Source organism: Pseudomonas sp. S04 (genome assembly GCF_009834545.1).
In the GTDB taxonomy this organism is placed as follows: domain Bacteria; phylum Pseudomonadota; class Gammaproteobacteria; order Pseudomonadales; family Pseudomonadaceae; genus Aquipseudomonas.
In genome coordinates this window covers 5,105,349-5,132,284 of record NZ_CP019427.1, presented here as the reverse complement: position 1 = coordinate 5,132,284, position 26,936 = coordinate 5,105,349, and the positions used below count along the sequence as shown (strand labels likewise).

At 59.4% G+C, this 26,936-nt stretch carries 26 protein-coding genes and 1 other RNA gene; 17 read left to right on the top strand and 10 right to left on the bottom strand.

Translation table 11 applies throughout. The features are described 5' to 3' along the window. Positions 1–31 precede the first annotated feature (31 nt). From PspS04_RS22825 to PspS04_RS22805, 5 genes are all read right to left on the bottom strand, one after another. Positions 32–1,015, bottom strand: coding sequence for an asparaginase (locus PspS04_RS22825; protein WP_159997907.1), 984 nt, complete (start codon positions 1,013–1,015; stop codon positions 32–34). A 77-nt stretch (positions 1,016–1,092) separates the two neighbouring features. Further along, positions 1,093–2,286, bottom strand: a complete 1,194-nt coding sequence (locus PspS04_RS22820; protein ID WP_159997905.1) for a hypothetical protein — start codon at positions 2,284–2,286, stop codon at positions 1,093–1,095. Positions 2,287–2,302: 16 nt separating this feature from the next. Next, entirely contained in the window at positions 2,303–3,190 is an 888-nt protein-coding gene (locus PspS04_RS22815) for a nitrilase family protein (protein ID WP_095168956.1), read from the bottom strand. A gap of 205 nt (positions 3,191–3,395) precedes the next feature. After that, on the bottom strand, positions 3,396–5,342 hold the full coding sequence (locus PspS04_RS22810; protein ID WP_159997903.1) for a flavin monoamine oxidase family protein: 1,947 nt from the start codon (positions 5,340–5,342) through the stop codon (positions 3,396–3,398). 196 nt (positions 5,343–5,538) lie between these two features. Further along, positions 5,539–6,435 carry a GlxA family transcriptional regulator gene (locus PspS04_RS22805; protein WP_174244637.1) on the bottom strand — a complete coding sequence of 299 codons (897 nt, stop codon included), beginning with the start codon at positions 6,433–6,435 and terminating at the stop codon, positions 5,539–5,541. A 244-nt stretch (positions 6,436–6,679) separates the two neighbouring features. Here PspS04_RS22805 and PspS04_RS22800 point away from each other — a divergent pair, with 244 nt between their 5' ends. Beyond that, positions 6,680–7,816, top strand: a complete 1,137-nt coding sequence (locus tag PspS04_RS22800; RefSeq protein WP_095168954.1) for an acyl-CoA dehydrogenase family protein — start codon at positions 6,680–6,682, stop codon at positions 7,814–7,816. A gap of 102 nt (positions 7,817–7,918) precedes the next feature. On the opposite strand, the gene PspS04_RS22795 is transcribed toward PspS04_RS22800, so the two are convergent. Then, positions 7,919–8,959 carry an NADP(H)-dependent aldo-keto reductase gene (locus PspS04_RS22795; RefSeq protein ID WP_159997901.1) on the bottom strand — a complete coding sequence of 347 codons (1,041 nt, stop codon included), beginning with the start codon at positions 8,957–8,959 and terminating at the stop codon, positions 7,919–7,921. A gap of 245 nt (positions 8,960–9,204) precedes the next feature. Here PspS04_RS22795 and rplM point away from each other — a divergent pair, with 245 nt between their 5' ends. From rplM to PspS04_RS22760, 7 genes are all read left to right on the top strand, one after another. Then, entirely contained in the window at positions 9,205–9,633 is a 429-nt protein-coding gene (gene rplM / locus PspS04_RS22790; protein WP_007905295.1) for a 50S ribosomal protein L13, read from the top strand. A gap of 14 nt (positions 9,634–9,647) precedes the next feature. After that, on the top strand, positions 9,648–10,040 hold the full coding sequence (gene rpsI, locus PspS04_RS22785) for a 30S ribosomal protein S9 (protein ID WP_008080273.1): 393 nt from the start codon (positions 9,648–9,650) through the stop codon (positions 10,038–10,040). Positions 10,041–10,292: 252 nt separating this feature from the next. Next, positions 10,293–10,886 carry a ubiquinol-cytochrome c reductase iron-sulfur subunit gene (petA, locus tag PspS04_RS22780; protein ID WP_095168952.1) on the top strand — a complete coding sequence of 198 codons (594 nt, stop codon included), beginning with the start codon at positions 10,293–10,295 and terminating at the stop codon, positions 10,884–10,886. After that, entirely contained in the window at positions 10,886–12,097 is a 1,212-nt protein-coding gene (locus PspS04_RS22775; protein WP_159997899.1) for a cytochrome b, read from the top strand. Before petA ends, PspS04_RS22775 begins: the two co-directional genes overlap by 1 nt. Then, positions 12,097–12,879: a cytochrome c1 gene (locus PspS04_RS22770; protein ID WP_095168950.1), complete on the top strand. Its 783-nt coding sequence runs from the start codon at positions 12,097–12,099 to the stop codon at positions 12,877–12,879. The genes PspS04_RS22775 and PspS04_RS22770 overlap by 1 nt, the downstream gene beginning before the upstream one ends. 150 nt (positions 12,880–13,029) lie before the next feature. Beyond that, positions 13,030–13,647, top strand: coding sequence for a glutathione S-transferase N-terminal domain-containing protein (locus tag PspS04_RS22765; RefSeq protein ID WP_095168949.1), 618 nt, complete (start codon positions 13,030–13,032; stop codon positions 13,645–13,647). Between the two features lie 16 nt (positions 13,648–13,663). After that, positions 13,664–14,077, top strand: coding sequence for a ClpXP protease specificity-enhancing factor (locus tag PspS04_RS22760; RefSeq protein WP_095168948.1), 414 nt, complete (start codon positions 13,664–13,666; stop codon positions 14,075–14,077). A 111-nt stretch (positions 14,078–14,188) separates the two neighbouring features. Here PspS04_RS22760 and PspS04_RS22755 read toward each other — a convergent pair whose 3' ends face one another. The 4 genes from PspS04_RS22755 to PspS04_RS22740 form a co-directional block, all read right to left on the bottom strand. Beyond that, positions 14,189–14,767, bottom strand: a complete 579-nt coding sequence (locus tag PspS04_RS22755; RefSeq protein ID WP_095168947.1) for a BON domain-containing protein — start codon at positions 14,765–14,767, stop codon at positions 14,189–14,191. After that, the gene (locus tag PspS04_RS22750) at positions 14,764–15,357 is read right to left on the bottom strand and encodes a phosphoheptose isomerase (protein WP_007904374.1); all 594 of its coding nucleotides are present in this window, start codon (positions 15,355–15,357) and stop codon (positions 14,764–14,766) included. The genes PspS04_RS22755 and PspS04_RS22750 overlap by 4 nt, the downstream gene beginning before the upstream one ends. 101 nt (positions 15,358–15,458) lie before the next feature. Continuing rightward, positions 15,459–15,821 (bottom strand): YraN family protein, encoded by a 363-nt coding sequence (locus PspS04_RS22745; RefSeq protein WP_095168946.1) that lies wholly within the window; start codon positions 15,819–15,821, stop codon positions 15,459–15,461. Then, positions 15,821–17,632 carry a penicillin-binding protein activator gene (locus tag PspS04_RS22740; protein ID WP_159997897.1) on the bottom strand — a complete coding sequence of 604 codons (1,812 nt, stop codon included), beginning with the start codon at positions 17,630–17,632 and terminating at the stop codon, positions 15,821–15,823. Before PspS04_RS22740 ends, PspS04_RS22745 begins: the two co-directional genes overlap by 1 nt. A 209-nt stretch (positions 17,633–17,841) precedes the next feature. Between PspS04_RS22740 and rsmI the strand changes: the two genes are divergently transcribed. The 9 genes from rsmI (at position 17,842) to mraY (ending at position 26,931) form a co-directional block, all read left to right on the top strand. Beyond that, a complete protein-coding gene (gene rsmI, locus PspS04_RS22735) occupies positions 17,842–18,714 on the top strand; it encodes a 16S rRNA (cytidine(1402)-2'-O)-methyltransferase (RefSeq protein WP_095169036.1) in 873 nt (290 codons plus the stop codon). A gap of 75 nt (positions 18,715–18,789) precedes the next feature. Beyond that, positions 18,790–19,143, top strand: an RNA gene (rnpB, locus tag PspS04_RS22730) — RNase P RNA component class A. Between the two features lie 454 nt (positions 19,144–19,597). Then, positions 19,598–20,053, top strand: a complete 456-nt coding sequence (gene mraZ, locus PspS04_RS22725; RefSeq protein ID WP_019693566.1) for a division/cell wall cluster transcriptional repressor MraZ — start codon at positions 19,598–19,600, stop codon at positions 20,051–20,053. After that, on the top strand, positions 20,050–20,997 hold the full coding sequence (rsmH, locus tag PspS04_RS22720) for a 16S rRNA (cytosine(1402)-N(4))-methyltransferase RsmH (protein WP_162530210.1): 948 nt from the start codon (positions 20,050–20,052) through the stop codon (positions 20,995–20,997). The genes mraZ and rsmH overlap by 4 nt, the downstream gene beginning before the upstream one ends. Next, complete coding sequence (gene ftsL, locus PspS04_RS22715; protein ID WP_095168944.1) at positions 20,994–21,287, top strand: cell division protein FtsL; 294 nt, start codon at positions 20,994–20,996, stop codon at positions 21,285–21,287. Before rsmH ends, ftsL begins: the two co-directional genes overlap by 4 nt. After that, positions 21,287–23,026, top strand: coding sequence for a peptidoglycan D,D-transpeptidase FtsI family protein (locus tag PspS04_RS22710; RefSeq protein WP_174244635.1), 1,740 nt, complete (start codon positions 21,287–21,289; stop codon positions 23,024–23,026). The genes ftsL and PspS04_RS22710 overlap by 1 nt, the downstream gene beginning before the upstream one ends. Continuing rightward, on the top strand, positions 23,026–24,489 hold the full coding sequence (locus PspS04_RS22705) for a UDP-N-acetylmuramoyl-L-alanyl-D-glutamate--2,6-diaminopimelate ligase (RefSeq protein WP_159997893.1): 1,464 nt from the start codon (positions 23,026–23,028) through the stop codon (positions 24,487–24,489). Before PspS04_RS22710 ends, PspS04_RS22705 begins: the two co-directional genes overlap by 1 nt. Continuing rightward, entirely contained in the window at positions 24,482–25,849 is a 1,368-nt protein-coding gene (locus PspS04_RS22700) for a UDP-N-acetylmuramoyl-tripeptide--D-alanyl-D-alanine ligase (RefSeq protein ID WP_159997891.1), read from the top strand. Before PspS04_RS22705 ends, PspS04_RS22700 begins: the two co-directional genes overlap by 8 nt. Further along, positions 25,849–26,931 carry a phospho-N-acetylmuramoyl-pentapeptide-transferase gene (mraY, locus tag PspS04_RS22695; RefSeq protein WP_095168940.1) on the top strand — a complete coding sequence of 361 codons (1,083 nt, stop codon included), beginning with the start codon at positions 25,849–25,851 and terminating at the stop codon, positions 26,929–26,931. The genes PspS04_RS22700 and mraY overlap by 1 nt, the downstream gene beginning before the upstream one ends. Positions 26,932–26,936 lie beyond the last annotated feature (5 nt).

Sequence of the window (26,936 nt, the reverse complement as noted above, 5' to 3'; positions counted from 1 at the left end):
TCCGCCCACAGGTTTGTGCATTGTTTTGAAGTCAAATATCTTCGTTGAGATACTGCGCAAGCTCGTGCTGCCGTTGGCAACCAAGCAGCAACCAAAGCAGAATTCTGGCTTTTCGCGGACATAGAAAACCCGCCATCGATGCCCCCTTGCGGATCAAGTCCATTTCACCACCGCCAAAACCGTAAGAGGCACGTGCGGTGGAGCCGGAGCCGGTTCGGGTCGCAATGATCACCGGGATTCGTTTGGCAATATGCTCAATCGTTGTCGCCCAGCGCTGCGAGATGTGGCCAGCGCCGAAACCGCCGATCACCAGCCCGTCGTAATCGAGTGCGAGAATATTTTCCAGTAGCAGGGTGTCGGCCGAAAGTGAGGCCTCAAGTAGTGCAACCTTCTGTGTGGTCCGTTGCGGCATCGGTAACACCGTGCGCGGCCCCGGCGGGCGCAGGTAGCGAACACGGTCTTCCAACAGTAGGCCCGCGGGCCCCACGACTGGAGAGGAAAACGCCTGCAATGCCAGCGAATCGGTTTTGCGTACGCTGCACGCTTGATGAATCTGTCCGTTCATTACGACCTGGACACCGCGCTGCCGGCTGTTCTGCGCCAAGGCAACGCGACATGCATCCAGTAGATTGGCCGGTCCATCGGCACCTGGCTGAGCTGCGGAACGCATGGCACCGGTCAGCACCAAGGGGGTGTCGTAGGGCCACAGGTAATCCAAAAACACCGCGGCTTCTTCGAGGGTGTCGGTGCCCTGGGTTATCACGACCCCAACGGCGCCCTGTTTGACCTGAAACTCAGCCCAGGACAATACGTTCAACAAAAACTCGAAATCCAGGGACGCACTGGGCAGCAGGCCGAGGGTCTCGACGGTGACTCCGGCCAGTGTCGTCAGTTCCGGTATGGAAGTCAGCAGGGCTTCGCCGCTGACGGTCGGGATGACGCCTTCACCGGCATTGCTCGCTTGCATGCTTACCGTGCCGCCAAGTGCCGCGATGGACAGTTTGGGCAGGTCCATGGGATACCTCGCTTGTTTGTAATGAAAAGTGGCTGTATCCGCTATTGAGGCCGCGATACAGCCGAATGGCTGGGGCATTAATCAGCGATCAGAAAACCGATCAGCGGCACGATCAGCAGTGTACTGATGGCCATCGACAGTACATTGGCGATGTAGGCATGCATGTCGGCCGGTAATCTCCTGGCAATCACACAGGCCAGCGGTGGTGCGAGCAATGCCCCCAGCAGTGCACTTGAGACGATTATCTGCCAGTTGCCGCCATAGGCCAGGATCGCCGCGGGCACCACTGAAACCAGCGGGATGTAAGTGGGATACCAGCCGCGCAACATCCATTGTCGACGCCAGATCAGCACGCCGATGGCCGAGGCTAATGCCTGCGCGCCAATGATGTGCAGCAACAGGCCTGATCCGTACGCGGGGCTTGAAGGGTTCAAGCTGTACGCCAGCAGTGCACCCAGTATCAGGCCAAGGCTGGCCAGCTCATTGCCGAAGAACGGTGCTTCGGAAAAGTCCGCCAGAATCCGGCGCAGGCTCCAGATAACGCCATAGTCGGGCGCGTTGGCGGGGGCTATGGAGGCGGGTGGCGTTTGCGACGACCTGGATTTCACCAGGTTCGGCCAATAGCGGCAGAGCAGAAACGCCAGGACGCTGGCAACCGCCATGCCCAGCACATTGCCAATCACTGCAGGCAAGGCCAGGGGTTGGCACACGTAGTTGACGATCAGCAGGCACATCGGTGTGACGAGTACGGCGCCCATGAGTGCGCCGTTGATCGTGACCTTCCAGCCCCCGCCAAACATCAGCACCATCGCCGCTGGCAGCGAGACGAATGCTACGAATGTGGGTTGCCAGGTTGTGGCTGTCACCGTCCAGCCCCACAGCAGATTGCTCAGCAGCAGCCCGAGCAACGAACTGGTGACCAGCCAGGGCCAAAGTCCCGTTCCATAGGAGATGGCAAACCCTTGCCAGGATTTCCCCGTTCGATTCGCCCAGTAAGCCAGATAAGCGCCCGCCAGCAGGCCGATCGAGGCGAACTCGTGCTTGTAGAAAGCCACCTCGCTGATGTCACCTAACACCCAACGCAACCAGGCACTCGGTTCGGGTAGCAGCGATACCATGTCGCCGTACCCGGGCCAATGCGCTCCCCAGAAAGTCCGGTTGCTGAAAGAAAGCCAGACGATCAGCAGTGTCGCGCCGATCATTAGCAGGGCGACGGCTGTATCAATCGGTGATTTGCGCGATGGTTGGTTTTTGTCGGTTGTAACTTCCATGCGATAGGCCTCCTGATCAACGTGGGAGGCAAGGGTGTTGGGTGTAGCCGAGCATCTGATCGTAAAGATCGGCTCGACGATCGCGATGCAGATCGTTCAGGTTGTTCCAGATGGGCGCACTGCGGGAGCTGGTCAGGTCGACATCGGCAAACAGGATTTCCTGCCTGTCTGCCGAAGCCACGGCGCCAATCGGCCAGCCGTTGGTTCCGGCAATCAGCGAGCAACCCAGATAGCGTGCGCCGCGCTCCTCGCCGATCCGGCTGGCGGCAGCGATAAACACGTTGTTGACGTGAGCGGCGGTCATCGTCAGATAAGACGCCATGCACTTACCGGCATCGTCGAACAGCGGCGGCGGTGTCCAGACCCAGTTGTTCAGGCTGCAAATGATGTCTGCGCCTTGCTGGGCGAGGATCCGTGGCACCTCCGGGAACCAGATGTCCCAGCAGATCAATAGCCCGATGCGGCCGATCGGTGTGTCGAAAACCGGGAAACCCAGGTCGCCGGGGGTGAACCAGAGCTTCTCCAGATTCCACAAATGGGCTTTGCGGTATTTGCCGATAAAACCATCTGGTCCCACCAGAACGCCGGTGTTGAAGAGTCGCATGCCGTCGCGTTCGGCGAGACCGGCCACGAGGTAAACGTTGTGCTCGCGGGCGAAGTCGATCCAGCTCTGCACGCTTGGCCCGTCAGGAACCGCTTCGGCATGGGCGAAGGCATCCTGTCGATTGCTGAAGAAATAGCCGGTATTGGAAAGTTCGGGCAGAACGATGAGATTCGCACCTCGGTTTACCGCTTCAAGCGCCAATTCCAGGCTGCGACGCAGATTACCTACACATTTTTCGATGCCGACTTGTGGATCGAATTGCACGACTGCTACACGAACAGGGCTTGTTGGCTCATTCATTTTCGTCGTTCCTCTTTTTATTGTTTTTCAAGCTGTTAAATGGCTTGTGTATGAGAGAGGAATCAGGAATGGGGTGTAAGTCAGCTACTTCCGTTTAGGTCGTAGTCCTTGTCCGAAAATGGATCAGAGTGATGTTTGATGGCCCTGGGTAGCCGGCGCGAGAGGTAGAGCCATGTATTGCGTACATGGCTCTGAAACGGGGGGATCAGATTTTGATTTGGTAGTGCGGGTAGTCGCTCAAGGAAAATCCGCCATTGAACGTCGCGGCGGTTTTGTTGCAGATATGAATCACTGCATCGACAGCACCGCGAAAACATGGCTCCGTCCAACCGGCATCGACGGAAAATGACTCGCCGGACAAATACAAGCCTGAAACATGAGCAAAGTCCCGGTTGTACTTCATCAGGCTGACGGCATCGTAGTAGGTGCCCGGTCGGTAAAGCTTGGCACAGCCCAGAGCATTTTTATCAGTGATCCAGCGCTGAACCACGGCTTGCTCAATGCCGATGTAGGGAGAGATTTTTTCCTGGACGTTGGCAGAGTTCATGAGTATGCGATCCAGCTCTTCGGCGCATCTTGATACCAGCTCCTTATCGCTGAATGAGGCGAGTTTGGTTGCGTCATCTTCCCAGGTATAACTCAGCAGGATGCAGTCATAGCTGTAATTGTCGTTGTAGCGGTAGGTATAGACATCGTGGATGAAACTGTCGGTTACGATGGCTTGCGGGATGTTTTTGTTTTTCGAGAGAAATGATTTTTTCAGCGGTGCAAACACTTTGCAGCTAGTTTCCCAGTGTGCGGTTTTGTAGGCGTTAATCGTCTCGAAAGGCAGCATCTCCCGGGTGAAATTTTCGAGCTTGATTCGAGTTTCAATCAGCCAGGAGGGTAGTGTCATGATGACCGAGTCAAAGTCATCAAATTGCTCCTGGATTTGCTCGGGTTGATTGTGTTTCCAGTTGTAATGGACGCGTATTTTTTGATTGGTCAGCTTTTCCAGTTTTGTAACGGATGAGTCGGTGAGAAGCCCATTGCTTCTTTCGAGGCAATGTTCGTAGATGGACTTTCCGGTTTCATCGGTTTTCACAAACAGCAGGCATTCGTCCAAAGCGGCGAGACCGATGTAGCGGGGCTTGTCAAAACTCTGCCCCATTGAGTCAAAAACGGCTTCGCTATTCAGGTAGGGCGAATCCAGTGGATCGCCGTTTGAGTCCACACGACCATGGATCAGTTGCAATTGGCTGCTGAAACCGAAAATCGCAGTACGCAGAGGGTAGAGGCAGCAGACGTCATAAAAAGCTCCCCAGCTACCGTCACCTATACCTATTGCGTAAAAAATTGCGGACTCTTGCGCAGACATTCCCATTCCACCGAAATCCCCGGGTGAGCGGGCATCCCAAGCTTCCAGTGCTGGCATGCTGACCAGGTCGCGGAACGAGACACTCTCGTATTTTTCAACGATAGAAGCCCATATGGCTTCCCATTCCTGGCTCGCGTAGAGCTCAGCAACGTGGCGGGTCATGCGATCGGCAAAGGCTTTCCATTTGGAATAAACCTTTTGCAACTCATCGCCGGGAGGCGGTGTGACGCCGTCTTCGTTTTTCCATATCAACATTTGCGGCGCCGATCCGCCGCCCATGCTGCCCTCCCGGAGATAGATGCCTGTCGAGTTAACCCATTGGCTGCCGGGGTTGGCGAAGTCTGAAAACGCCAATTCAAATTGATTGGCGTAGTAAGCCATCAGCGACCGACCTTCTGTCGGTGGCTCATCCGCCCGGTTGAAGAAGGGCATGCGCATGGCGCCCATTTCAAACGGTGTATGGCTTGCTGTCGAGTTTCGGCTGCCGGGAACGGTCAGATGCCTGCCGCCGATGCGCCTGGATTGCTCGATGAGAGTGATATGGGTAAAGCCGCAGCGATAGAGCTCTCTGGCGGCGGTCAGGCCTGTGACGCCGGCGCCGATGATGCAGATTTTATGTTGCGGGTCAGTTGCCCTGGCGATGCCGTTTTCCTGCTCTACCAGTGCACGATAGTCAAAGCACAAATCCGGCGGATTGGGAAAGCGAGCCGCCCATTTATTTTTAGCCGAGCGCTTTGTTCGGTCGGTCTCCTTGGCGATGTATGAAGGGTAGTTGTAGCTTGATCCGATAGTCATGTTTGATCTTCCCTGATGGTCTGCAGGGAAGATGTTGAAGTTTTTAAGGGGTTGCGTCTGTGGGTAGGGTTGGGTTCTCCGGCGCTATGTATTCCGCTTTTTGCGTAGGAAAATGCACAGCGAAAGAACTGCGTGGCCGGCGCAAGATTCTGTGTGGAAGCGAGCAGGCTCGCTTCCACATTCGGTTGGTGTTCGGCTACGCCGCCTGCTGAAACTGCTGCCGATACTGGTTCGGCGACAGTTCGGTGTGCTGGCGGAACAGTCGGGCGAAGAAGCTCGCATCGTCGTAGCCGACTTCGTAGCTGATGGTCTTGATGCTCTTGCGGCTGCCGGAGAGCAAGCCCTTGGCGGTTTCGATGCGCAGGCGTTGCAGGTAGTGCAGCGGCTTGTCGCCGGTGGCGGTCTGGAAGCGACGCATGAAGTTGCGGATGCTCATGCCGTGCTCGCGGGCGACGTCTTCGAAGCGGAACTTGTCGGCAAAATGCTCTTCGAGCCAGTGCTGGATCTGCAGGATGATTACGTCCTGGTGCAGCTTCTGTCCGCCGAAGCCGATGCGGCCGGGGGAATAGCTGCGTTGCACTTCATACAGGATGTCGCGGGCCACGGCCTGGGCCACATTGGCCCCGCAGAAGCGCTCGATCAGGTAAATGTAGAGGTCGCAGGCCGAGGTGGTGCCGCCGGCACAAAACAGGTTGTCGGCATCCGTGAGGTGCTTGTCTTTGTTGAGCTGGACCTTGGGGAAACGCTCTTCGAAAGTGTTGAAAAAGCGCCAGTAGGTGGTCGCTTCCTTGCCATCGAGCAGGCCGGCCTCGGCCAGCCAGAACACCCCGGTGGCTTCGCCGCAGAGCACTGCGCCCCGTGCATGCTGCTCACGCAGCCACGGCAACACCTGTGGATAACGCTGGCACAGCGTGTCGAAGTCGTCCCAGAACGCCGGGAGGATGATGATATCGGCATTTTCCAGGCCGCCGTCCACCGGCATCAGCACATCGCTGAAGCTGTTGACGGGTTTGCCGTCGGGGCTGACTACACGGGTTTCAAAGCCGGGGGTCAGGCCCTGGCCCTGTTGCTTGCCGTACCGCAGGCTGGCCAGGTGGAAAAAATCCTTGGCCTGCATGAGGGTGTAGGCAAACACCCGGTCGATCGCCAGGATGCTGACGCGCCGCAACGGCGCAGAAGATTGGATAGACATAATTCAATTTATTCTTATAGGGGAAAGTGGTCACCAAGCGGCTGGATCGTCTTATTTTTTGGCGGATGTGTCCAGTGTCCCGTTGCAGGTGGTGGGATTAGTCTCTGGCATACATTTTCGTTCAACAATAACGACAGGTGCGCCGATGATCCCTAGAACCTTGTTCAGCTCCGAGCACGAATTGTTTCGCGATAGCGTGCGCACCTTCCTCGAAAAGGAAGCCGTGCCGTTTCATGCTCAATGGGAAAAACAGGGCTACATCGACCGCAAGTTGTGGAACAAGGCGGGGGAGGCGGGGATGCTCTGCTCCCATCTGCCGGAGGAATACGGTGGCCTGGGGGCGGACTTTCTCTACAGCACGGTGGTGATCGAGGAAGTCGGGCGGCTGGGCTTGACCGGCATCGGCTTCTCCCTGCATTCGGACATCGTTGCGCCGTACATCCTGCATTACGGCAGTGAGGCCTTGAAACACAAATACCTGCCCAAGCTGGTTTCGGGCGAGATGGTCACGGCCATTGCCATGACCGAGCCGGGCGCGGGGTCCGACCTGCAAGGGGTGAAGACCACTGCAGTGCTGGATGGCGACGAATATGTGATCAACGGCTCGAAGACCTTTATCACCAACGGCTACCTGGCGGACCTGGTGATTGTCGTCGCCAAGACCGATCCCAAGGCCGGGGCCAAGGGCACCAGCCTGTTCCTGGTGGAAGCCGACACCCCGGGCTTTGCCAAGGGCAAGCGCCTGGAAAAGGTCGGCATGAAGGCCCAGGACACCTCGGAGCTGTTCTTCCAGGACGTCCGGGTGCCCAAGGAGAACCTGCTGGGGCAGGCCGGGATGGGCTTCGCCTATCTGATGCAGGAGTTGCCACAGGAGCGCCTGACGGTGGCCGTAGGCGGCCTGGCGTCGGCGGAGGCCGCCCTGCAATGGACCCTGGATTACACCCGCGAGCGCAAGGCGTTCGGCAAGTCGATTGCGGACTTCCAGAACACCCGCTTCAAGCTGGCGGAAATGGCCACTGAGATCCAGATTGGCCGGGTGTTTGTCGATCGCTGCCTGGAACTGCACCTGCAAGGCAAGCTAGACGTGCCGACGGCGGCGATGGCCAAGTACTGGGGCACTGACCTGCAATGCAAGGTGCTCGACGAATGCGTGCAGTTGCATGGCGGCTACGGCTTCATGTGGGAATACCCGATCGCCCGGGCCTGGGCCGATGCGCGGGTGCAGCGGATTTATGCGGGGACCAACGAGATCATGAAGGAGATCATTGCCAGATCATTGTAGGAACAGCTCGCTCGCGATGGTCGTCAACGATAGCGTTGAAAGCCTGGCACCCAGCGGTGTGCTCAGGCTTTTCGCGAGTAAGCTCGCTCCTACACGTGGGGGTTATGGCGCCGGGTTCGGGTGATCCTGGTGGATCGCCTCGATCCCCGCCAGCACTTCATCCGACAGCTTCAGGTCGAAGCTGGCAATGTTGCTGTCCAGTTGTTCGATCGTGGTCGCCCCGATGATGTTGCTGGTGACGAACGGTTGCTGGGTGACGAAGGCCAGGGCCATTTGTGCCGGGTCCAGGCCGTGTTCACGGGCCAGCGCGACATAACGGCTGCAGGCAGCTTCCGATTGCGGGTTGAAATAGCGACTGAAGCGACTGTAGAGGCTCAGGCGGCCTTTTGCCGGGCGCGCGCCACCTTCGTATTTGCCTGACAGGAAACCGAACGCCAGCGGCGAGTAGGCGAGCAGGCCGCATTGTTCGCGGATGGCGATTTCCGCCAGGCCCACTTCAAAGCTGCGGTTGAGCAGGTTGTAGGGGTTCTGGATGGTCACCGCACGCGGCCAGCCACGGGCTTCGGCCAGGGCGAGAAAACGCATGGTGCCCCATGGGGTTTCGTTGGATAGGCCGATGTGACGGATCTTGCCGGCCTTGACCTGTTCATCCAGGGCTTGGAGGGTATCCTCAAGCGGCGTCAGGTTGACTTCGCTCTTGTGCTTGTAGCCCAGTTGGCCAAAAAAGTTGGTGCTGCGCTCTGGCCAATGCAACTGGTAGAGGTCGATCCAGTCGGTTTGCAGACGCTTGAGGCTGGCGTCCAGGGCCTGGACGATGTGTTCGCGGTTGTGCTTGAGGTGACCGTCGCGAATATAGTCGATGGTGTTGCCGGGGCCGGCGATCTTGCTGGCCAGAATCCAGTCGGCTCGGTCGCCATGGCTCTTGAAGTAGTTGCCGATGTAGCGTTCGGTGCTGGCGTAGGTTTGCGCCTTGGGTGGGACCGGGTACATCTCGGCGGTGTCGATGAAGTTAATCCCGGCGCTCTTGGCTCGCTCGATCTGCGCGAAGGCCTCTGCCTCGCTGTTTTGCTCGCCCCAGGTCATGGTTCCGAGGCAGATGGCACTGACATTCAGGTCGGTGCGGCCTAGCTGGCGATAGTCCATCGGGTGCTCCCTTGGCAAAACAATCATAAAAGCAGGTTGAAAAATTTTTCGCAATCTGCATAATTGCGCACCTCTTTCTGCAGTGGAAGTGATGCGCCGCCGCCGAAGAATCTTGCCGTTGAACGGACGCGCCGACCCGAGCCCCCGATAGCGTCTGTACCCGGCTGCCTTTGACTTGTCAAAGTACGCACTATTCAGTAAGATCCGCCGTCTAATTTACAGGGCGGCCCCTGAGGCTATAAAGAATGAAAACTTTTACTGCTAAACCGGAAACAGTACAGCGCGACTGGTTTGTCGTCGACGCTGCAGGTCAGACCCTGGGTCGTCTGGCCACCGAAATCGCGAGCCGTCTGCGTGGCAAGCATAAAGCTGAGTACACTCCTCACGTTGACACCGGCGACTACATCGTCGTTATCAATGCCGAGCAGATTCGTGTAACCGGTGCTAAAACCACCGACAAAATCTACTACTCCCACTCCGGTTTCCCGGGCGGCATCAAGTCGATCAACTTCGAAAAGCTGATCGCTAAAGCCCCTGAGCGCGTGATCGAGACCGCGGTTAAAGGCATGCTGCCTAAGAACCCACTGGGTCGCGACATGTATCGTAAGCTGAAAGTCTATGCGGGCGCTGTTCACCCTCATACTGCTCAGCAGCCCCAAGAACTGAAGTTTTAACGGAATAGTTCATTATGTCGGCGACTCAAAATTACGGCACTGGCCGTCGCAAGACCGCAACCGCACGCGTTTTCCTGCGTCCGGGCACTGGTAACATCTCCATCAACAACCGTTCGCTGGAAAATTTCTTCGGTCGCGAAACTGCCCGCATGGTAGTTCGTCAGCCGCTGGAATTGACTGAGACTGTCGAGAAGTTCGACATCTACGTCACCGTGATCGGTGGTGGTGTAAGTGGTCAAGCTGGCGCAATCCGCCATGGCATCACTCGCGCTCTGATGGATTACGACGAAACTCTGCGCGGTGCACTGCGTAAAGCTGGCTTCGTAACCCGTGACGCGCGTGAAGTTGAACGTAAGAAAGTTGGTCTGCGTAAAGCGCGTAAGCGTCCGCAGTACTCGAAGCGTTAATTCGCTTTCGCGTTCAAAGCGCCCAGTCTCCTCGCGGAGCTGGGCGTTTTTTATGGGCGATGATTTTTGGTGTGACAACTTGCCACATCCGCAGAAGCCCTATACTACAAGGCTTGGCGGTACCCATGGGTGGTAATTACCTTGTCAGAATTGGGGCTTTTCATTACCATTCTGCAAAATTTTTATAAGTTCAGATTTTTACTTAGTAGATGCCTGATTTAACAGGCCACAAAGCTGATGGGAGAGGACTGGATGAGCAATGACGGCGTGAATACAGGCCGGCGTCGCTTCTTGGTAGCAGCCACATCCGTGGTGGGTGCTGCAGGAGCGGTGGGGGCTGCGGTCCCGTTCGTGGGGTCGTGGTTTCCCAGTGCCAAGGCGAAAGCCGCAGGTGCACCGGTGAAAGTGAATGTCAGCAAAATCGAGCCAGGTCAGCAAATGATTGCCGAATGGCGCGGTCAGCCGGTATTCATCGTCCGCCGCACCCAAGAGATTCTGGGGAACCTGACGAAGATCGAGGGGGATCTCTCCGATCCGGACTCCAAGGCCTCGGTACAACCGACCTATGTGGATCCCAAGACGCGTTCGATCAAGCCGGAAGTGCTGCTGCTGATCGGTATCTGCACGCACCTGGGCTGTTCACCGACCTTCCGTCCAGAAGTGGCGCCGGCCGACCTCGGTCCAAAATGGGTGGGCGGCTACTTCTGCCCTTGCCATGGCTCCCACTACGACCTGGCTGGCCGTGTCTTCAAATCGCAGCCTGCGCCTTTGAACCTGCCAGTTCCCCCGCATTCCTATGAGTCGGACGACATCATTGTCGTCGGCGTCGATACGGAGAACGCGTGATGAGCAAGTTGATGGATTGGGTTGATGCGCGCTTTCCTGCGACCAAGATGTGGGAAGACCATCTCAGCAAGTATTACGCTCCGAAGAACTTCAACTTCTTCTACTTCTTTGGCTCCCTGGCACTGCTGGTTCTGGTTAACCAGATCGTTACCGGTGTCTGGCTGACCATGAGCTACACCCCGTCGGCGGAAGAGGCGTTTGCCTCCGTCGAATACATCATGCGCGACGTCGAGTACGGCTCGATCCTGCGTCTGCTGCACTCCACCGGCGCTTCGGCGTTCTTCGTCGTGGTCTATCTGCATATGTTCCGTGGCTTGCTCTACGGTTCGTACCAGAAGCCGCGTGAGCTGGTGTGGGTGTTCGGCATGCTGATCTACCTGGCCCTGATGGCGGAAGCCTTCATGGGTTACCTGCTGCCGTGGGGCCAGATGTCCTACTGGGGTGCCCAGGTGATCATCTCGCTGTTTGGTGCGATTCCGGTCATCGGCGACGACCTGACCCAGTGGATCCGTGGTGACTACCTGATTTCCGGGATCACCCTGAACCGCTTCTTCGCCTTGCACGTGGTGGCCTTGCCGATCGTTATTCTTGGCCTGGTAGTGCTGCACGTCCTGGCGCTGCACGAAGTCGGTTCGAACAACCCGGACGGCGTCGACATCAAGAAATACAAAGACGAAAACGGCGTACCGCTGGACGGCATTGCCTTCCACCCGTACTACACCGTGAAAGATATCGTCGGCGTGGTGGTGTTCCTGTTCATCTTCTGCTCGATCGTGTTCTTCTTCCCGGAAATGGGCGGTTATTTCCTCGAGAAGCCGAACTTCGAAGTGGCGAACGCCTTCAAGACCCCAGAGCACATCGCTCCGGTCTGGTACTTCACCCCGTTCTACGCGATCTTGCGTGCCGTTCCCGACAAGCTCCTGGGCGTTATCGCCATGGGCGCCGCGATCGCCGTGCTGTTCGTCCTGCCATGGCTTGACCGTAGCCCGGTCAAATCCATGCGCTACAAGGGCTGGATGAGCAAGATCTGGCTCTGGGTGTTCTGCATTTCGTTCGTGATCCTGGGTGTGTTGGGTGTTCTGGCGCCAACGCCAGGTCGTACGCTGTTGTCGCAGGTATGTACCTTCCTGTACTTCGCCTACTTCATTCTGATGCCGTTCTACACCCGGCTCGAGAAGACAAAACCGGTTCCGGAAAGGGTGACTGGCTGATGAAAAAGCTATTTGCTGTACTGATTCTTGCTGCTTTGCCTGTGTTCTCGTTCGCATCCACCGCGGGCGGTCCTGAGCTGGAAAAGGTCGACATCGACGTCTCCGATAAAGCGGCAATGCAAGATGGCGCACGTACCTTCGCCAACTACTGCATGGGCTGCCACAGTGCCAAGTTCCAGCGCTATGAGCGCGTTGCCGACGATCTGGGGATTCCTCACGATCTGATGCTCAAGAACCTGGTGTTCACCGGCGCCAAGATCGGCGACCACATGAACATTGGCATGCAGCCGGCAGACGCCAAGGCCTGGTTCGGCGCTGCGCCGCCTGACCTGACCCTGGTAGCTCGGGTGCGTGGCACTGACTGGCTCTACGGCTACCTGAAGTCGTTCTACGAAGATCCGTCGCGTCCTTGGGGCGTGAACAACAAGGTGTTCCCGAACGTCGGCATGCCCAACGTGCTGGTCGGCCTGCAAGGTCGCCAGGTCGTAGGCTGCAAACAGGTGCAGATCGTCGAGGACGGCAAGAAGCAATATGATCCGCTGACCGGTACGCCGCTGACTCATGAAGCGTGCGATCAGTTGACCATCGTGCCGAAGTCCGGTGCCCTGACCGAAGAGCAGTTCGATGAGAAGGTCAAGAATCTGGTAACCTTCCTCGCTTACTCGGCTAACCCGGTTAAGCTGGAGCATCAGCGCATTGGTACCTACGTACTGTTGTACCTGGCGTTCTTCTTCGTATTCGCTTACTTGCTCAAGCGCGAATACTGGAAAGATGTGCATTGATCTAGCTTCAAGCATTTGCTGTTAATCGCGCGCGCCCAAGGGCGTCTCTGTAAACGTAACGAATCTGGTCATCCAGGCGTTACGGGAGACGCCCTCTGGGCGCGCTCGTTTTTCCGCTTTCAATAATTTCAACAAGCGAGGAGGACCGCCATGGGCGTGACCAACCGGTTGGCCTGTTACTCCGACCCCGCCGACCACTATTCCCACCGAGTGCGAATCGTACTGGCAGAGAAGGGTGTCAGCGCCGAGATCATCAGTGTGGAGGCGGGCCGTCAGCCGCCAAAGCTGATCGAAGTGAACCCTTACGGCAGCTTGCCCACCCTGGTCGATCGTGACCTGGCGTTGTGGGAGTCGACCGTGGTGATGGAATACCTGGATGAGCGTTATCCCCATCCACCTTTGCTGCCGGTTTATCCGGTGGCGCGGGCCAATAGCCGCCTGCTGATCCATCGCATCCAGCGTGACTGGTGTGGCCTGGTGGATCTGATCCTGGACTCACGGACCAAGGAGCCAGCACGCGTGCAGGCGCGCAAGGAACTGCGAGAGAGCCTCACGGGTGTCTCGCCGTTGTTCGCCGACAAGCCGTTTTTCCTCAGTGAGGAACAAAGTCTGGTGGATTGCTGCCTACTACCGATACTCTGGCGTTTGCCGATCCTGGGTATTGAACTGCCGCGGCCGGCCAAGCCGCTGCTTGATTATATGGAGCGCCAGTTTGCGCGTGAGGCATTCCAGGCGAGCCTGTCTGGTGTCGAACGCGATATGCGCTAAGGCTTAAGGAGCCGCTATGAACTCCAGTCGTCCTTATCTCGTCCGTGCGCTCTATGAGTGGATTGTCGATAACGATTGCACCCCGCACATGCTGGTCAACTCCGAGTTTCCTTCGGTGCAGGTGCCACAAGGTTTTGCCAGTGACGGACAGATTGTCCTGAACGTTTCGCCCGCTGCCGTGCGTCATCTGCACATGGATAACGATGCAGTGAGCTTTGAAGGTCGCTTCGGTGGTGTGCCGCACACCCTGTACGTGCCTATAGCTGCGATCCTGGGTATTTACGCTCGGGAGAATGGCCAGGGTATGGTGTTTGACTTGGAGTCGCCGGTAGAGGGCGAGGACGAGTTCGAGCCCGAAGATGATCTGCCGCCACCCGACAACGAGCCACCGCGCCCTAGCGGACGGCCAAGCTTGAAGGTGGTGAAGTAATAAAAAAGGCGATCCGAATGGATCGCCTTTTTTATTGCTGTAGGAGCCGAGCTTGCTCGCGATGGCATTTTCAAAGGCGCCATCGCAGCCGTGCTCCTGCAGGAGAGCGTGTCAGTCAATGTACTCAAACAGTTTCACGATCTTCTGCACCCCGGAAACGCCCTGCACCAGGTTGGTGGCCTGGGCCGCTTCCTGCTTGGTCAGTAAGCCCAGCAGGTAGACGATGCCGTTTTCAGTCACGACCTTGATGCGTGAGCCGGGAATGCTGGCGTCGGTGAGCATCTGGGTCTTGATCTTGGTGGTCAGCCAGGCGTCGTTGTTGCGTGCCAACAGTGACGAGGGTTGCATGACCTGCAGTTCGTTGTGCACCGTCTTGACCCGCTGCACAGCGGCAGCGGCCTGCTCGGCCTGGGCCTTGAGGTCGGCACGGGGCGTTTGCCCGGCCAGCAGCACCACGCCGTTGAAACTGGTGACGACGATGTGCGATTGGGTGTCCAGGTCCGGGTTGGCCTTGGCCACGTTCACGCCAACCTTGGTTTCGATCAACGAGTCGTCGATCTTGCTGCCGAAGGTGCGGGTGCCACGGTCATCCTGGATAGGGCTTTCACGGCTGGCGTTCACCACCGAGGTACATCCGCTGATGCCGAGGCACAGCGTCAGGGCCAGTAGGCCTAGGCGATTAGGGGTCATTCTTCACTCCCGAACAATTGGCTGTCGATCAAGTCGCAGAGGCAATGGATCGCCAGCAGGTGGACTTCCTGAATGCGTGCGGTGACGTTGGCCGGTACGCGAATCTCCACGTCTTCCGGCAATAGCAGCGACGCCATGCCGCCGCCATCGCGACCGGTCAATGCTACGACAATCATTTCGCGATCATGTGCGGCCTGGATCGCTTGAATTATGTTGGCCGAGTTGCCGCTGGTGGAAATCGCCAGCAGGACGTCACCGGGTTGGCCCAGGGCGCGGATCTGCTTGGAGAAGATTTCGTTGTAGCTGTAGTCGTTGGCGATCGAGGTGATCGTCGAGCTGTCAGTAGTCAGGGCGATGGCCGGCAGGCTGGGGCGTTCGCGCTCGAAGCGGTTGAGCAGTTCGGAGGAAAAGTGCTGTGCGTCACCGGCCGAACCGCCGTTGCCACACGAGAGCATTTTGCCTTCGTTGAGCAGGGCGTTGACCATCACTTGGCTGGCTTGCTCGATGTGCGGTGCAAGTACGTCCATCGCCTGTTGCTTGGTATCGATACTGGCCTGAAAAAGCTGGCGAATTCGGGATTGCATGTCCATCTGTGTGACCTTAAGTGGCGCGGCCTGGTGGCACAGCAATGTGCGGCCCGCAAAGCAAAGAGCAAAAGTGTTGGGTGAAAATCGGTCCTGCCCGACAGCGGTCAGCTATCAAAGGCATTCCGTAGCCAGTTCAGATGCGCTGCAGTGCTGTCTATGGCAACCACATCAAAACGGCAGGGGGAGTCGGCCCAGCGTGACTCGCTCTGCAGGAAATACTGCGCGGCGAGTACCAGTTTTTGACGCTTGCGCGCATCGATACTGCCGAGCGCGCCACCCCATTGGGTGTTTTTTCTGTAGCGGACTTCGACGAATACTACTGTATCGCCGTCAAGCATGACCAGATCAAGCTCGCCGCGTTTACACAACCAGTTCTGCGCCAGCAGGCGCAGTCCCTGTTGCTGGAGATGCTGGAGCGCCTGGCTTTCAGCATCTCGACCGCTTTGCTGGCGTGACCTGTCGGGCATCAGCGCGGGGTGTCCGGCAGGCGTTGGACCTGGCCGTTGACGAATTGCGCCCAAGGCAGCTGGCGTTGAACCCGTTGCGTCGGGCTCATGCTCAGGTTGCCCGACTGGCCTTCGATGGTGCTGTCCGGCAGGGCCTTGAGTTGACCCAGGCGCGGGGCCAGGCGGTAGGCGTCGACGCCCATGGCGTACAGCCGACCCAGGCTGCTATTGGCTTGTGGCCATTGTGCAGTCACTTGCTGGCGCAGCGGGTCGCTGGTGTTGAGCAGCCATGGGGTTTCGCAGAAGCGCACGCCGTTCATGTCGTTGTACTGGTTCTGGTCGCCACTGGCGCTGTACACGTGGGACGTGGCGTAGACCGGCACGTCACCCGCGTATTGGAAGTTCAGCGTGGGTTTGATCTGTTGCGCCTGTTGTGGGGTCGAGGCGAGGAAGATGAACTCGATGTCCTGGCGGCGCGACGGCTGTGCGGCGATCTGCGAGCCGACGGTGCTTTGCAGGCTCTTGGCGCGACCTTCGCTCTGGCGCAGTTGGAACAGGTCGGCGATCTGCTGGGCCAGTTGCACGGGTTGGTCTACACGTTCGACACCGATGATGCTGCCGCCATTGGCTTGCCAGTCCTGGCTGAAGGCCTTGAGGACGCGGTCGCCCCATTCGCCTTTAGGTACCAGTACCGCAGCGCGATGCAGGCCGTCGGCACGTGCGCGACGGGATACTTCGCGCGCCTCGTCCTCGGCCGCGAGGCCGAACTGGAACAGTTGGGCCGGGCCTTGCTCGCCTTCGCTGTAGTTCAGCGCCAGGGTGGTGATCGGCAGTTGAGGGCGCGCGTTGAGTTGCTTGACCAGAGGTTTTTCCAGCGGGCCGACTACCAGTTGCACGCCATCGGCTTGGGCCTTGCGATAGAAGTCGTCCAGCGAGGTCAGGCGCGAGCTGTCATAGAACTCGATGGCGGGTGGGTTCTGTCCGGCCTGTTGGGCCTGGTAGTGAGCAGCCATGAAACCTTCGCGCAGGGCCTTGGCCACCGAGGCCAGCGGGCCTTCCTGGGGCAGCAGCAGGGCGATCTTGCCGAGCGGCTGGCTGGCCAGTTGCTTGAGTTGGGTCAGTGGCAGTGGCAACTGCAGGGCGGCAGGGTGTTTCGGGTGCTGGGCTTTCCAGTTGTCGATGGCGGCCTGTTGCAGTTCCAGGGTGCCGGCGGTTTTTACCGCCACGGCCAGGCTCATCCAGCCGCCGAGCACGTCGTCGGTGATCGGTTGCAACTGGTCGGTGGGCAGCGAGGCAATCAGTGCCCAGATCGCCTCGTGGTTCTTGTTCGCGGCTTCGCCTTCGAGCATCGGCGCGATGGCAATTCGCTCGCGGGCGGCGGCCAGCGTCTGGCCGTCGGCTTCGAGGGCGCGGGCACGCACGGTGCCGGTGCGAACCTGTTGCTCGTCCGGCAATTCGCTCAGGCGCTGCAGGCTTGGGTGGCTCAGGGCGGTCAGTGCCGCCTTGGGCTGGTTGCGGGTCATCGCCAGTTCGGCGGCCAGGGTGCTGGCATAGACCTGTTGGCCCGGCTTGAGCGTTTCCAGCGGAACCTGTTGCAGGATTTGCGCGGACTGGCCGGCGTTACCCTGGCGATACGCCAGGTCGGCCGCGCTCAGGCGCAGCAGGGCAGCCTTTTCCGGATTGGTGCTGGTGGCAGCCTGTTCGAGCAGTTGCTCGATACTGGCATCGGCCGTCCGTGGAAGGTCGCCAAGGCTGGACGAGGGCGAGCTGGCGCAAGCCGCCAACAGGGCAGCGAGGCAGAGGGCAGTGAACAGCCGCAGGCAAGCGATCATGTAAGTGTTCCTGATACTCGATCAAATTAGCGTGGAATTGTACCCAAGCACTGGCCGGGGCGCGATGTTACTGGCGTGAATCGTGCAATTTAGGTCGTGTAAATGTTGCCGTGCTCACGAAAAGGTAGTGCGTCCTGATGACAGTGGTGCGCATCCAGCGGGCTTCTACGCGCTACAATGGCGCTTTTACCGATCATGAGGTGTGCGCTTTGACTGCTCCAGGTGCTTTGAATTCCGCTGCTGGCTCGCTTTATGTGGTGGCGACGCCCATCGGCAACCTGGATGACATCAGTGCCCGCGCGCTGAAGATCTTGCGTGAGGTGGCGTTGATCGCCGCCGAAGACACGCGCCACTCCCTGCGGTTGCTGCAACATTTCGGCATCGCTACGCCCTTGGCGGCTTGTCACGAACACAACGAACGCGACGAAGGCAGTCGCTTCATCACGCGGTTGCTGGCCGGTGACAATGTTGCGCTGATTTCCGATGCCGGCACGCCGCTGATTTCCGATCCGGGTTATCACTTGGTGCGCCAGGCCCGCGCTGCCGGTATCAATGTAGTCCCGGTTCCCGGGGCGTGCGCGCTGATCGCCGCATTGTCGGCGGCGGGATTGCCGTCCGACCGGTTTATCTTCGAAGGTTTCCTGCCGGCCAAGGCCGTTGGCCGGCGCGCGCGCCTGGAGTCCATTAAGGAAGAGCCGCGGACCCTGATCTTCTATGAGGCGCCTCACCGGATCCTCGAATGCCTGCAGGACATGGAGTTGGTGTTCGGCCCCGAGCGGCCAGCCTTGTTGGCGCGCGAGCTGACCAAGACCTTCGAGACCCTTAAGGGCCTGCCCCTGGCCGAGCTGCGTGCGTTCGTCGAGGGCGACAGCAATCAGCAGCGTGGCGAGTGCGTGGTGCTGGTGGCGGGCTGGACCGCGCCAGAGACTGAGGAGGCGGTCAGCAGCGAGGCCATGCGCATCCTCAATCTGTTGCTCGAGGAGATGCCGCTCAAGCGTGCCGCAGCATTGGCGGCGCAAATTACCGGTGAGCGCAAGAATGTGCTCTATCAAGTGGCCCTGGAAAAACAGAAGGGCGAGTAAGAACGGGGCCTGCAGAGCGGCAAAAGGCTTTTATTGCTTGTTCTTCGGGCGCTGTGCCGTTAACCTTCGCGGCGGAGAGTCGATTGGACAGTCGCTGCCCTCTATGAAAATTAGGGGGGGGAGGAAAGTCCGGGCTCCATAGGGCGAAGTGCCAGGTAATGCCTGGGAGGCGTGAGCCTACGGAAAGTGCCACAGAAAATAACCGCCTAAGCGCTTCGGTGCCGGTAAGGGTGAAAAGGTGCGGTAAGAGCGCACCGCACGACTGGCAACAGTTCGTGGCTAGGTAAACCCCACTTGGAGCAAGACCAAATAGGGTCCCAAGGCGTGGCCCGCGCTGGGACCGGGTAGGTTGCTAAAGGTGTCCAGTGATGGCCATCGTAGACGAATGACTGTTCAAGACAGAACCCGGCTTATAGATCGACTCTCCACCTTTTTTTCGCTTTTGTGCTTGAATCACCGGCACAGGGGCTTGGTATTATCGGTTCACCGCCCGCAGCATGTTGTGGGCACGTGTTGCTTGATGTCGATATGCCATCATCTCGTTTGACCCCCTTGTAGAGGCGCGCGTGTAGTAGCAATTACCCACCCTGCTGAATCAATAGCAGAAGCGCTTTCGTAATACCGAAAAAATCTTACTCTTAACAAATTACTTTAACTTCTGAACGTAGCCTCCTGCGCTGCTTCAAGTTATTGAGCTGAGTCATCCGCCAAATACTCGTAACCCCTTCTTTTGTACCGCTAAATCTCCGATCTGTAAGGGTTTTCCTTTACTGCGCGCCTTGACGGTGCGGTAGGCGCATTCCTATAGTGTGCGCAAGTGGCGGAAAGTGGCATGAAGTGGGTTTTTTGAGCGTAAAACGCTAGAATTTGGAGAAACGCTGACGTGTTTCGCGGAGCTAACGCTATCAGTCTCGATGCAAAAGGCCGTCTCGCTATGCCGAGCCGGTATCGTGACGAGTTGGTTTCGCGTAGTTCCGGGCAACTGATCGTGACCATTGATGCGGTTGATCCTTGTTTGTGTGTTTACCCCCTCGATGAGTGGGAGCTGATTGAAACCAAACTGCGCGCACTGCCTTCGCTTCGCGAAGAGAACCGTCGCCTGCAACGTTTGCTGATTGGTAATGCCGTCGACCTCGAACTCGACGGCAGTGGTCGTTTTCTGGTTCCGCCGCGTCTGCGTGAATATGCCAAGTTGGATAAGCGCGCGATGTTGGTAGGCCAACTGAACAAGTTCCAATTGTGGGACGAGGATGCCTGGGATGCAGTGTCTGCTGCTGACCTGGCTGCTATTCAACAACCGGGCGCTATGCCTGATGAACTGCGTGATTTGATCCTGTGACTATTGATAGCGGCTTTAACCACATCACCGTACTGCTTGACGAAGCCGTCGAGGCTCTCGCCGTACGCCCTGATGGTTGCTATCTCGATGGCACGTTCGGGCGCGGCGGCCACAGCCGCCTGATACTCAGCCAGCTCGGTCCTGATGGCCGGTTGCTGGGGTTTGACAAAGATCCTCAAGCGATTGCCACCGGGCAAACGCTAGCGGCCGAAGACGGCCGCTTTGTCGTTGTGCAGCGCAGCTTTGCCGAACTGGGTTCGGAAGTTGCCGAGCGCGGCCTGGCCGGCAAGGTCAGCGGTGTGCTGCTCGACCTGGGCGTGTCTTCGCCCCAGCTAGACGACCCTGAGCGTGGCTTCAGCTTCCTCAATGACGGCCCCCTGGACATGCGCATGGATCCGTCCCGCGGGATCAGTGCTGCCGAATTCGTCAACACCGCGCCCGTCGAAGAAATCGCCCGGGTGTTCAAGGAATATGGCGAAGAACGTTTCTCCGGGCGCATGGCCCGTGCCGTGGCTGAGCGTCGCGACATCAAGCCGTTCGAGCGCACTGGTGACCTGGCAGAAGTGCTGAAAGTCGCCAACCCGGCGTGGGAAAAAGGTAAGAACCCAGCTACCCGTGCCTTCCAGGGCCTGCGAATTCACGTCAACAATGAACTGGGCGATCTCGAAGCCGGCCTCGAAGCAGCACTCGAGGCGCTGGAAATCGGCGGCCGCCTGGTAGTGATCAGCTTCCACTCGCTGGAAGATCGCATCGTCAAGCTGTTCATGCGCAAACTGGTCAAGGGTGAAACCGACAACCTGCCGCGCAACCTGCCGGTACGTTTCGAAGCTTTTGTGCCGAAAATCAAAGTCCATGGCAAAGCGCAGTTCGCCGGCGAAGCCGAACTCAAAGCCAACCCACGTTCCCGTAGCGCTGTCATGCGTGTCGCGGAGAAGCTGCGGTGAGCAAGCTTTTCGCCAAGCCTCTTCCAGGCGGCAGCTTTATCATGCTGCTGCTGTTTATCGGCGTGCTGGTTTCCGCGATCGCGGTGTCCTACAGCGCCCACTGGAATCGGCAATTGCTCAACTCGTTGTACGGCGAGTTGAGTGTGCGCGACAAGGCGCAGGCGGAGTGGGGGCGGTTGATTCTCGAGCAGAGCACCTGGACCGCTCATAGCCGTATTGAAGTGCTGGCCACCGAACAACTGAAGATGCGCATTCCCGGCGCGGCAGAAGTGCGGATGGTGGCGCCATGATGAAACTCGAGGGGGCACTCTTTCCGTGGCGGTTTCGCTTGGTCGTGGGCTTGCTCGGGATCATGGTGGCCGCGATTGCCTGGCGCATCATTGACTTGCAAGTGGTCGACCGTGCCTTCCTCAAGGGCCAGGGTGACGCGCGTAGCATGCGGCACATCCCGATTCCCGCGCACCGTGGCCTGATCACCGACCGTAACGGCGAGCCTTTGGCGGTCAGTACTCCGGTCACCACCCTGTGGGCCAACGCCAAGGAAATGCAGAGCGCCAAGGACCGCTGGCCGGCCCTGGCTGCCGCATTGGGCCAGGACCCGCGTGCGCTGACCGAGCGCCTGGAAGCCCAGGCCAATAAAGAATTCATCTACCTGGTGCGCGGCCTGACGCCGGAGCAAGGCCAGGTGGTGCTCGACCTGAAAGTGCCTGGCGTCTATGGCATCGAAGAGTTCCGGCGCTTCTACCCGGCCGGGGAAGTCACCGCCCATATGGTCGGCTTTACCGATATCGACGACCATGGCCGCGAAGGCGTGGAGCTGGCCTATGACGAATGGCTGGCCGGGGTCCCCGGTAAACGCCAGGTCATCAAGGACCGGCGCGGCAGACTGATCAAAGATGTTCAGGTCACCAAAAACGCCAAGGCCGGCAAGCCCTTGGCGTTGTCGATTGACCTGCGCCTGCAATACCTGGCCAACCGCGAACTGCGCAACGCGATCATCGAGAACGGTGCCAAGGCTGGCAGCCTGGTGATCATGGACGTCAAGTCCGGCGAGATCCTGGCCATGGTCAACCAGCCGACCTACAACCCGAACAACCGTCGCAACCTGCAGCCGGCGATGATGCGTAACCGCGCGATGATCGACGTGTTCGAGCCGGGCTCGACCATGAAGGCCATCTCCATGAGTGCCGCCCTGGAAACCGGGCGCTGGAAGCCGAGTGATCGGGTCGAGGTCTATCCGGGCACCCTGCAACTGGGCAAGTACACCATTCGTGACGTGTCCAGGAGCGAAGGCCCGGTGCTCGACCTGACCGGGATCCTGATCAACTCCAGTAACGTGGGCATGAGCAAGATCGCCTTCGATATTGGCGGTGAGACTATTTTCCGCCTGGCTCAGAAAATCGGCCTGGGCCAGGACACTGGCCTGGGCTTCCCGGGCGAGCGCGTCGGCAACCTGCCCAACTACCGCGAATGGCGCAAGGCCGAGACGGCCACGCTGTCGTACGGCTACGGTCTGTCGGTAACCGCGATCCAGTTGGTCCACGCGTTCTCGGCATTGGCCAACAACGGCCGTATCGCGCCCCTGACCCTGGTCAAGACCGACAAGCTGCCGCAAACCACCCAGGTGATCCCGGAAGACGTCGCCAAGACCATGCAGGGCATGCTGCAGCAAGTGATCGAGGCGCCGCGCGGGGTATTCCGTGCGCAGGTTCCGGCCTATCACGTGGCCGGCAAGTCCGGTACTGCGCGTAAGACCTCCGCAGGTCTCAAGGGCTACGCCGTCAATTCCTACCGCTCGCTGTTTGCCGGTTTCGGCCCGATGAGCGACCCGCGTTTTGCCATCGTCGTGGTGATCGATGAACCGAGCAAGGCCGGCTACTTCGGTGGCCTGGTTTCGGCACCGGTGTTCAGCAAAGTGATGTCGGGCACCCTGCGCCTGATGAACATCTCGCCGGACAACCTGCCGCCGACCCAGCAAGCCAATGCCATCCCGGCGATCCCACTCAAAGCCAACGGAGGGCGCGGCTGATGTCTCTGAGCCTGAACAAGATTTTCGCCCATGCCGGCCGCGACCTGTTGATTCGCGAACTGGCCCTGGACAGCCGCAATGTACGCGCCGGGGACTTGTTCCTCGCAGTGCCTGGCGGCAAGTTCGATGGCCGTGCGCATATCGCCGATGCCCTGCAACGCGGTGCGGCAGCCGTGGCCTATGAAGTCGAAGGGGCGACCGTCCTGCCGATTACCGATGTGCCGCTGATCCCGGTCAAAGGCCTGGCCGCGCAACTGTCGGACATCGCTGGACGCTTCTATGGTGACCCGAGCCGGCATCTGAACCTGGTCGGTGTCACCGGCACCAACGGCAAAACCAGTGTGACCCAGTTGGTTGCCCAGGCCCTCGATTTGCTCGGCCAGCACTGCGGCATCGTCGGCACCCTGGGCAGTGGCTTCTACGGCGCGCTGCAAAGCGGCCTGCACACCACACCCAACCCGATCGACATGCAAGCCACCCTGGCCGACCTGAAAAAGGCCGGTGCCAAGGCGGTGGCCATGGAAGTTTCTTCCCACGGCCTGGATCAGGGACGCGTCAGCGCGCTGGCCTTCGACGTGGCAGTGATGACCAACCTGTCCCGCGATCACCTGGACTATCACGGCACCATGCAGGCCTATGGTGAAGCCAAGGCCAAGTTGTTCGCCTGGAATGACCTGAAGTGCCGGGTGGTCAACCTCGACGACGAATTCGGTCGCCAACTGGCCGCCGACAAGGGCGAATCGCGGCTGATCACCTACAGCCTGGAAGACGCCAGCGCCTACCTGTATTGCCGCGAAGCGCAGTTCGACGACGAGGGTGTGCGTGCCACGCTGGTAACGCCTCAGGGCGAACACCATTTGCGCAGCGCCTTGCTCGGTCGTTTTAACCTGAGCAACGTGCTGGCCGCGGTCGGTGCCTTGCTCGGCCTGGACTATGCGCTGGACGAAATCCTCCGTGTGCTGCCCAAGCTCGAAGGCCCGGCCGGTCGCATGCAGCGCCTGGGTGGCGGCACCCAGCCATTGGTGGTGGTCGACTACGCCCATACCCCCGATGCCCTGGAAAAAGTCCTGCTGGCCCTGCGTCCCCACGCCAAGGGTCAGTTGTTGTGCCTGTTCGGCTGCGGCGGCGATCGCGATCGTGGCAAGCGTCCGCTGATGGCCGAAGTGGTCGAGCGCCTGGCCGATGGCGTGCTGGTGACCGATGACAACCCGCGCAGCGAAGACCCACTGCAGATTTTCGACGACATCCGCGCCGGTTTCAGCGCGGTAGATAACGTACGTTTTGTCGCCGGTCGTGGCCAGGCGATTGCCGAAATTGTTGCTGGCGCCAGCGCCGATGACGTGATCGTCCTGGCTGGCAAAGGTCATGAGGACTATCAGGAAATCAATGGCCAACGCCATGCCTTCTCTGACCTGGTGGAGGCCGATCGCGCCTTGACCGCCTGGGAGGTGAGCCATGCTTAAGGCCCTGCAATTGAGCGAAGTGGCGGGTCCATTGGGTGGCCGTCTGGTTACTACCGACAGCCGCTTCGAGGGCGTGAGCATCGACAGCCGGGCCATCGTGCCGGGCCAACTGTTCGTGGCCCTGGCCGGTCCGCGTTTCGACGGGCACGACTACCTCAACGAAGTGGCCGGCAAAGGTGCGGTCGCAGCCTTGGTCGAGCGTGCAGTGGCCAACGCCACCTTGCCGCAACTGCTGGTCAAGGACACTCGGCAGGCCCTGGGTCAACTGGGCGCCCTGAACCGTGCGGCCTTTACCAAGCCGGTCGCGGCAATCACCGGTTCCAGCGGCAAGACCACGGTCAAGGAAATGCTCGCGAGCATCCTGCGCACCCGCGGTCCGGTGCTGGCGACCCGTGGCAACCTGAACAACGACCTCGGCGTGCCCCTGACCCTGCTGGAACTGGCGGCCGAACACAGTGCTGCGGTGATCGAGCTGGGCGCCTCGCGCATCGGCGAGATCGCCTACACCGTGGCCATGACCAAGCCCGACGTAGCCGTGCTCAACAATGCCGGGACCGCCCACGTCGGTGAGTTCGGCGGGCCGGAAAAAATCGTCGAGGCCAAGGGCGAGATTCTCGAAGGGCTGGACGCCGATGGCGTCGCCGTACTGAACCTCGACGACAAGGCATTCGCCATCTGGAAGGCCCGCGCAGCCGGGCGCCAGGTGCTGACCTTCGCCCTGCACGACAGCCAGGCCGACTTCCATGCCAGTGACCTGGATCGCGACGCACGGGGCTGCCCGTCCTTCAAACTGCACAGTCCGCTGGGTGTCGAGCACGTCCAGTTGAATCTGCTGGGCACCCACAACGTGGCCAACGCCCTGGCGGCCGCCGCCGCTGCCCACGCCCTCGGGGTGTCGCTGTTCGGCATCGTCACCGGCCTGAACGCCGTGCAACCGGTCAAGGGACGCGCGGTGGCGCAACTGGCGAGCAATGGCATGCGGGTCATTGATGATTCTTACAACGCAAACCCCACCTCGATGTGCGCTGCGGTTGATATACTTGCCGGCTTTTCCGGCCGCACCGTCCTGGTGCTCGGAGATATCGGCGAGTTGGGCGAGTGGGCGGAGCAGGGGCACCGCGAAGTTGGCGCGTATGCCAGCGGCAAGGTTTCTGCACTTTACGCCGTAGGGCCGTTGATGGCGCATGCCGTCGCCGCCTTCGGTGAGCAGGCCCGTCACTTTGCCACTCAGGCCGACCTGATTGCGGCGCTGGGCGCCGAACACGATTCAAACACCACTATTTTGATCAAGGGCTCGCGCAGCGCGGCGATGGAAAACATCGTTGCGGCTCTGTGCGGTTCGAGCGGGGAGAAACATTAATGCTGCTGCTGCTAGCGGAGTATCTGCAACAGTTCTACAAAGGCTTCGCGGTCTTCCAGTACCTGACCCTGCGCGGGATTCTAGGTGTACTGACCGCGCTGTCGCTGTCGCTGTGCTTCGGGCCGTGGATGATCCGCACCCTGCAGAATCGTCAGATTGGCCAATCGGTACGTAACGACGGGCCGCAATCGCACCTGTCCAAGTCCGGCACCCCGACCATGGGTGGCGCGCTGATCCTGTCCGCCATTGGCGTCAGCACCCTGCTGTGGGCCGACCTGACCAACCGCTATGTCTGGGTCGTGCTGCTGGTGACCCTGCTGTTCGGCGCCATCGGCTGGGTCGACGACTACCGCAAAGTCATCGAGAAGAACTCCCGTGGCTTGCCGAGCCGCTGGAAGTACTTCTGGCAGTCGGTGTTTGGCCTGGGCGCGGCGATCTTCCTTTATATGACGGCCGCCAGTCCGGTGGAAACCACCCTGATCCTGCCGATGCTCAAGGACTACAGCATTCCGCTGGGTGCCGGCTTCATCGTCCTGACCTACTTCGTGATCGTCGGCTCCAGCAACGCCGTCAACCTGACCGATGGCCTCGATGGCCTGGCGATCATGCCGACCGTGATGGTCGGCGGCGCCCTGGGGATCTTCTGCTACCTGTCGGGTAACGTGAAATTCGCCGAATACCTGTTGATCCCTTATGTCCCGGGCGCGGGTGAACTGATTGTGTTCTGCGGCGCGCTGATTGGTGCCGGCCTGGGCTTCCTGTGGTTCAACACCTACCCGGCGCAAGTGTTCATGGGCGACGTCGGCGCATTGGCGTTGGGCGCGGCCCTGGGCACCATCGCAGTGATCGTGCGCCAGGAAATCGTGCTGTTCATCATGGGCGGCGTGTTCGTGATGGAAACCCTGTCGGTGGTGATCCAGGTCGCGTCCTTCAAGCTGACCGGTCGCCGGGTGTTTCGCATGGCGCCGATCCACCACCACTTTGAACTCAAGGGCTGGCCCGAGCCACGCGTGATCGTCCGATTCTGGATCATCACCGTGATTCTCGTGCTGTTCGGCCTTGCCACCCTGAAGCTGAGGTAGAACGA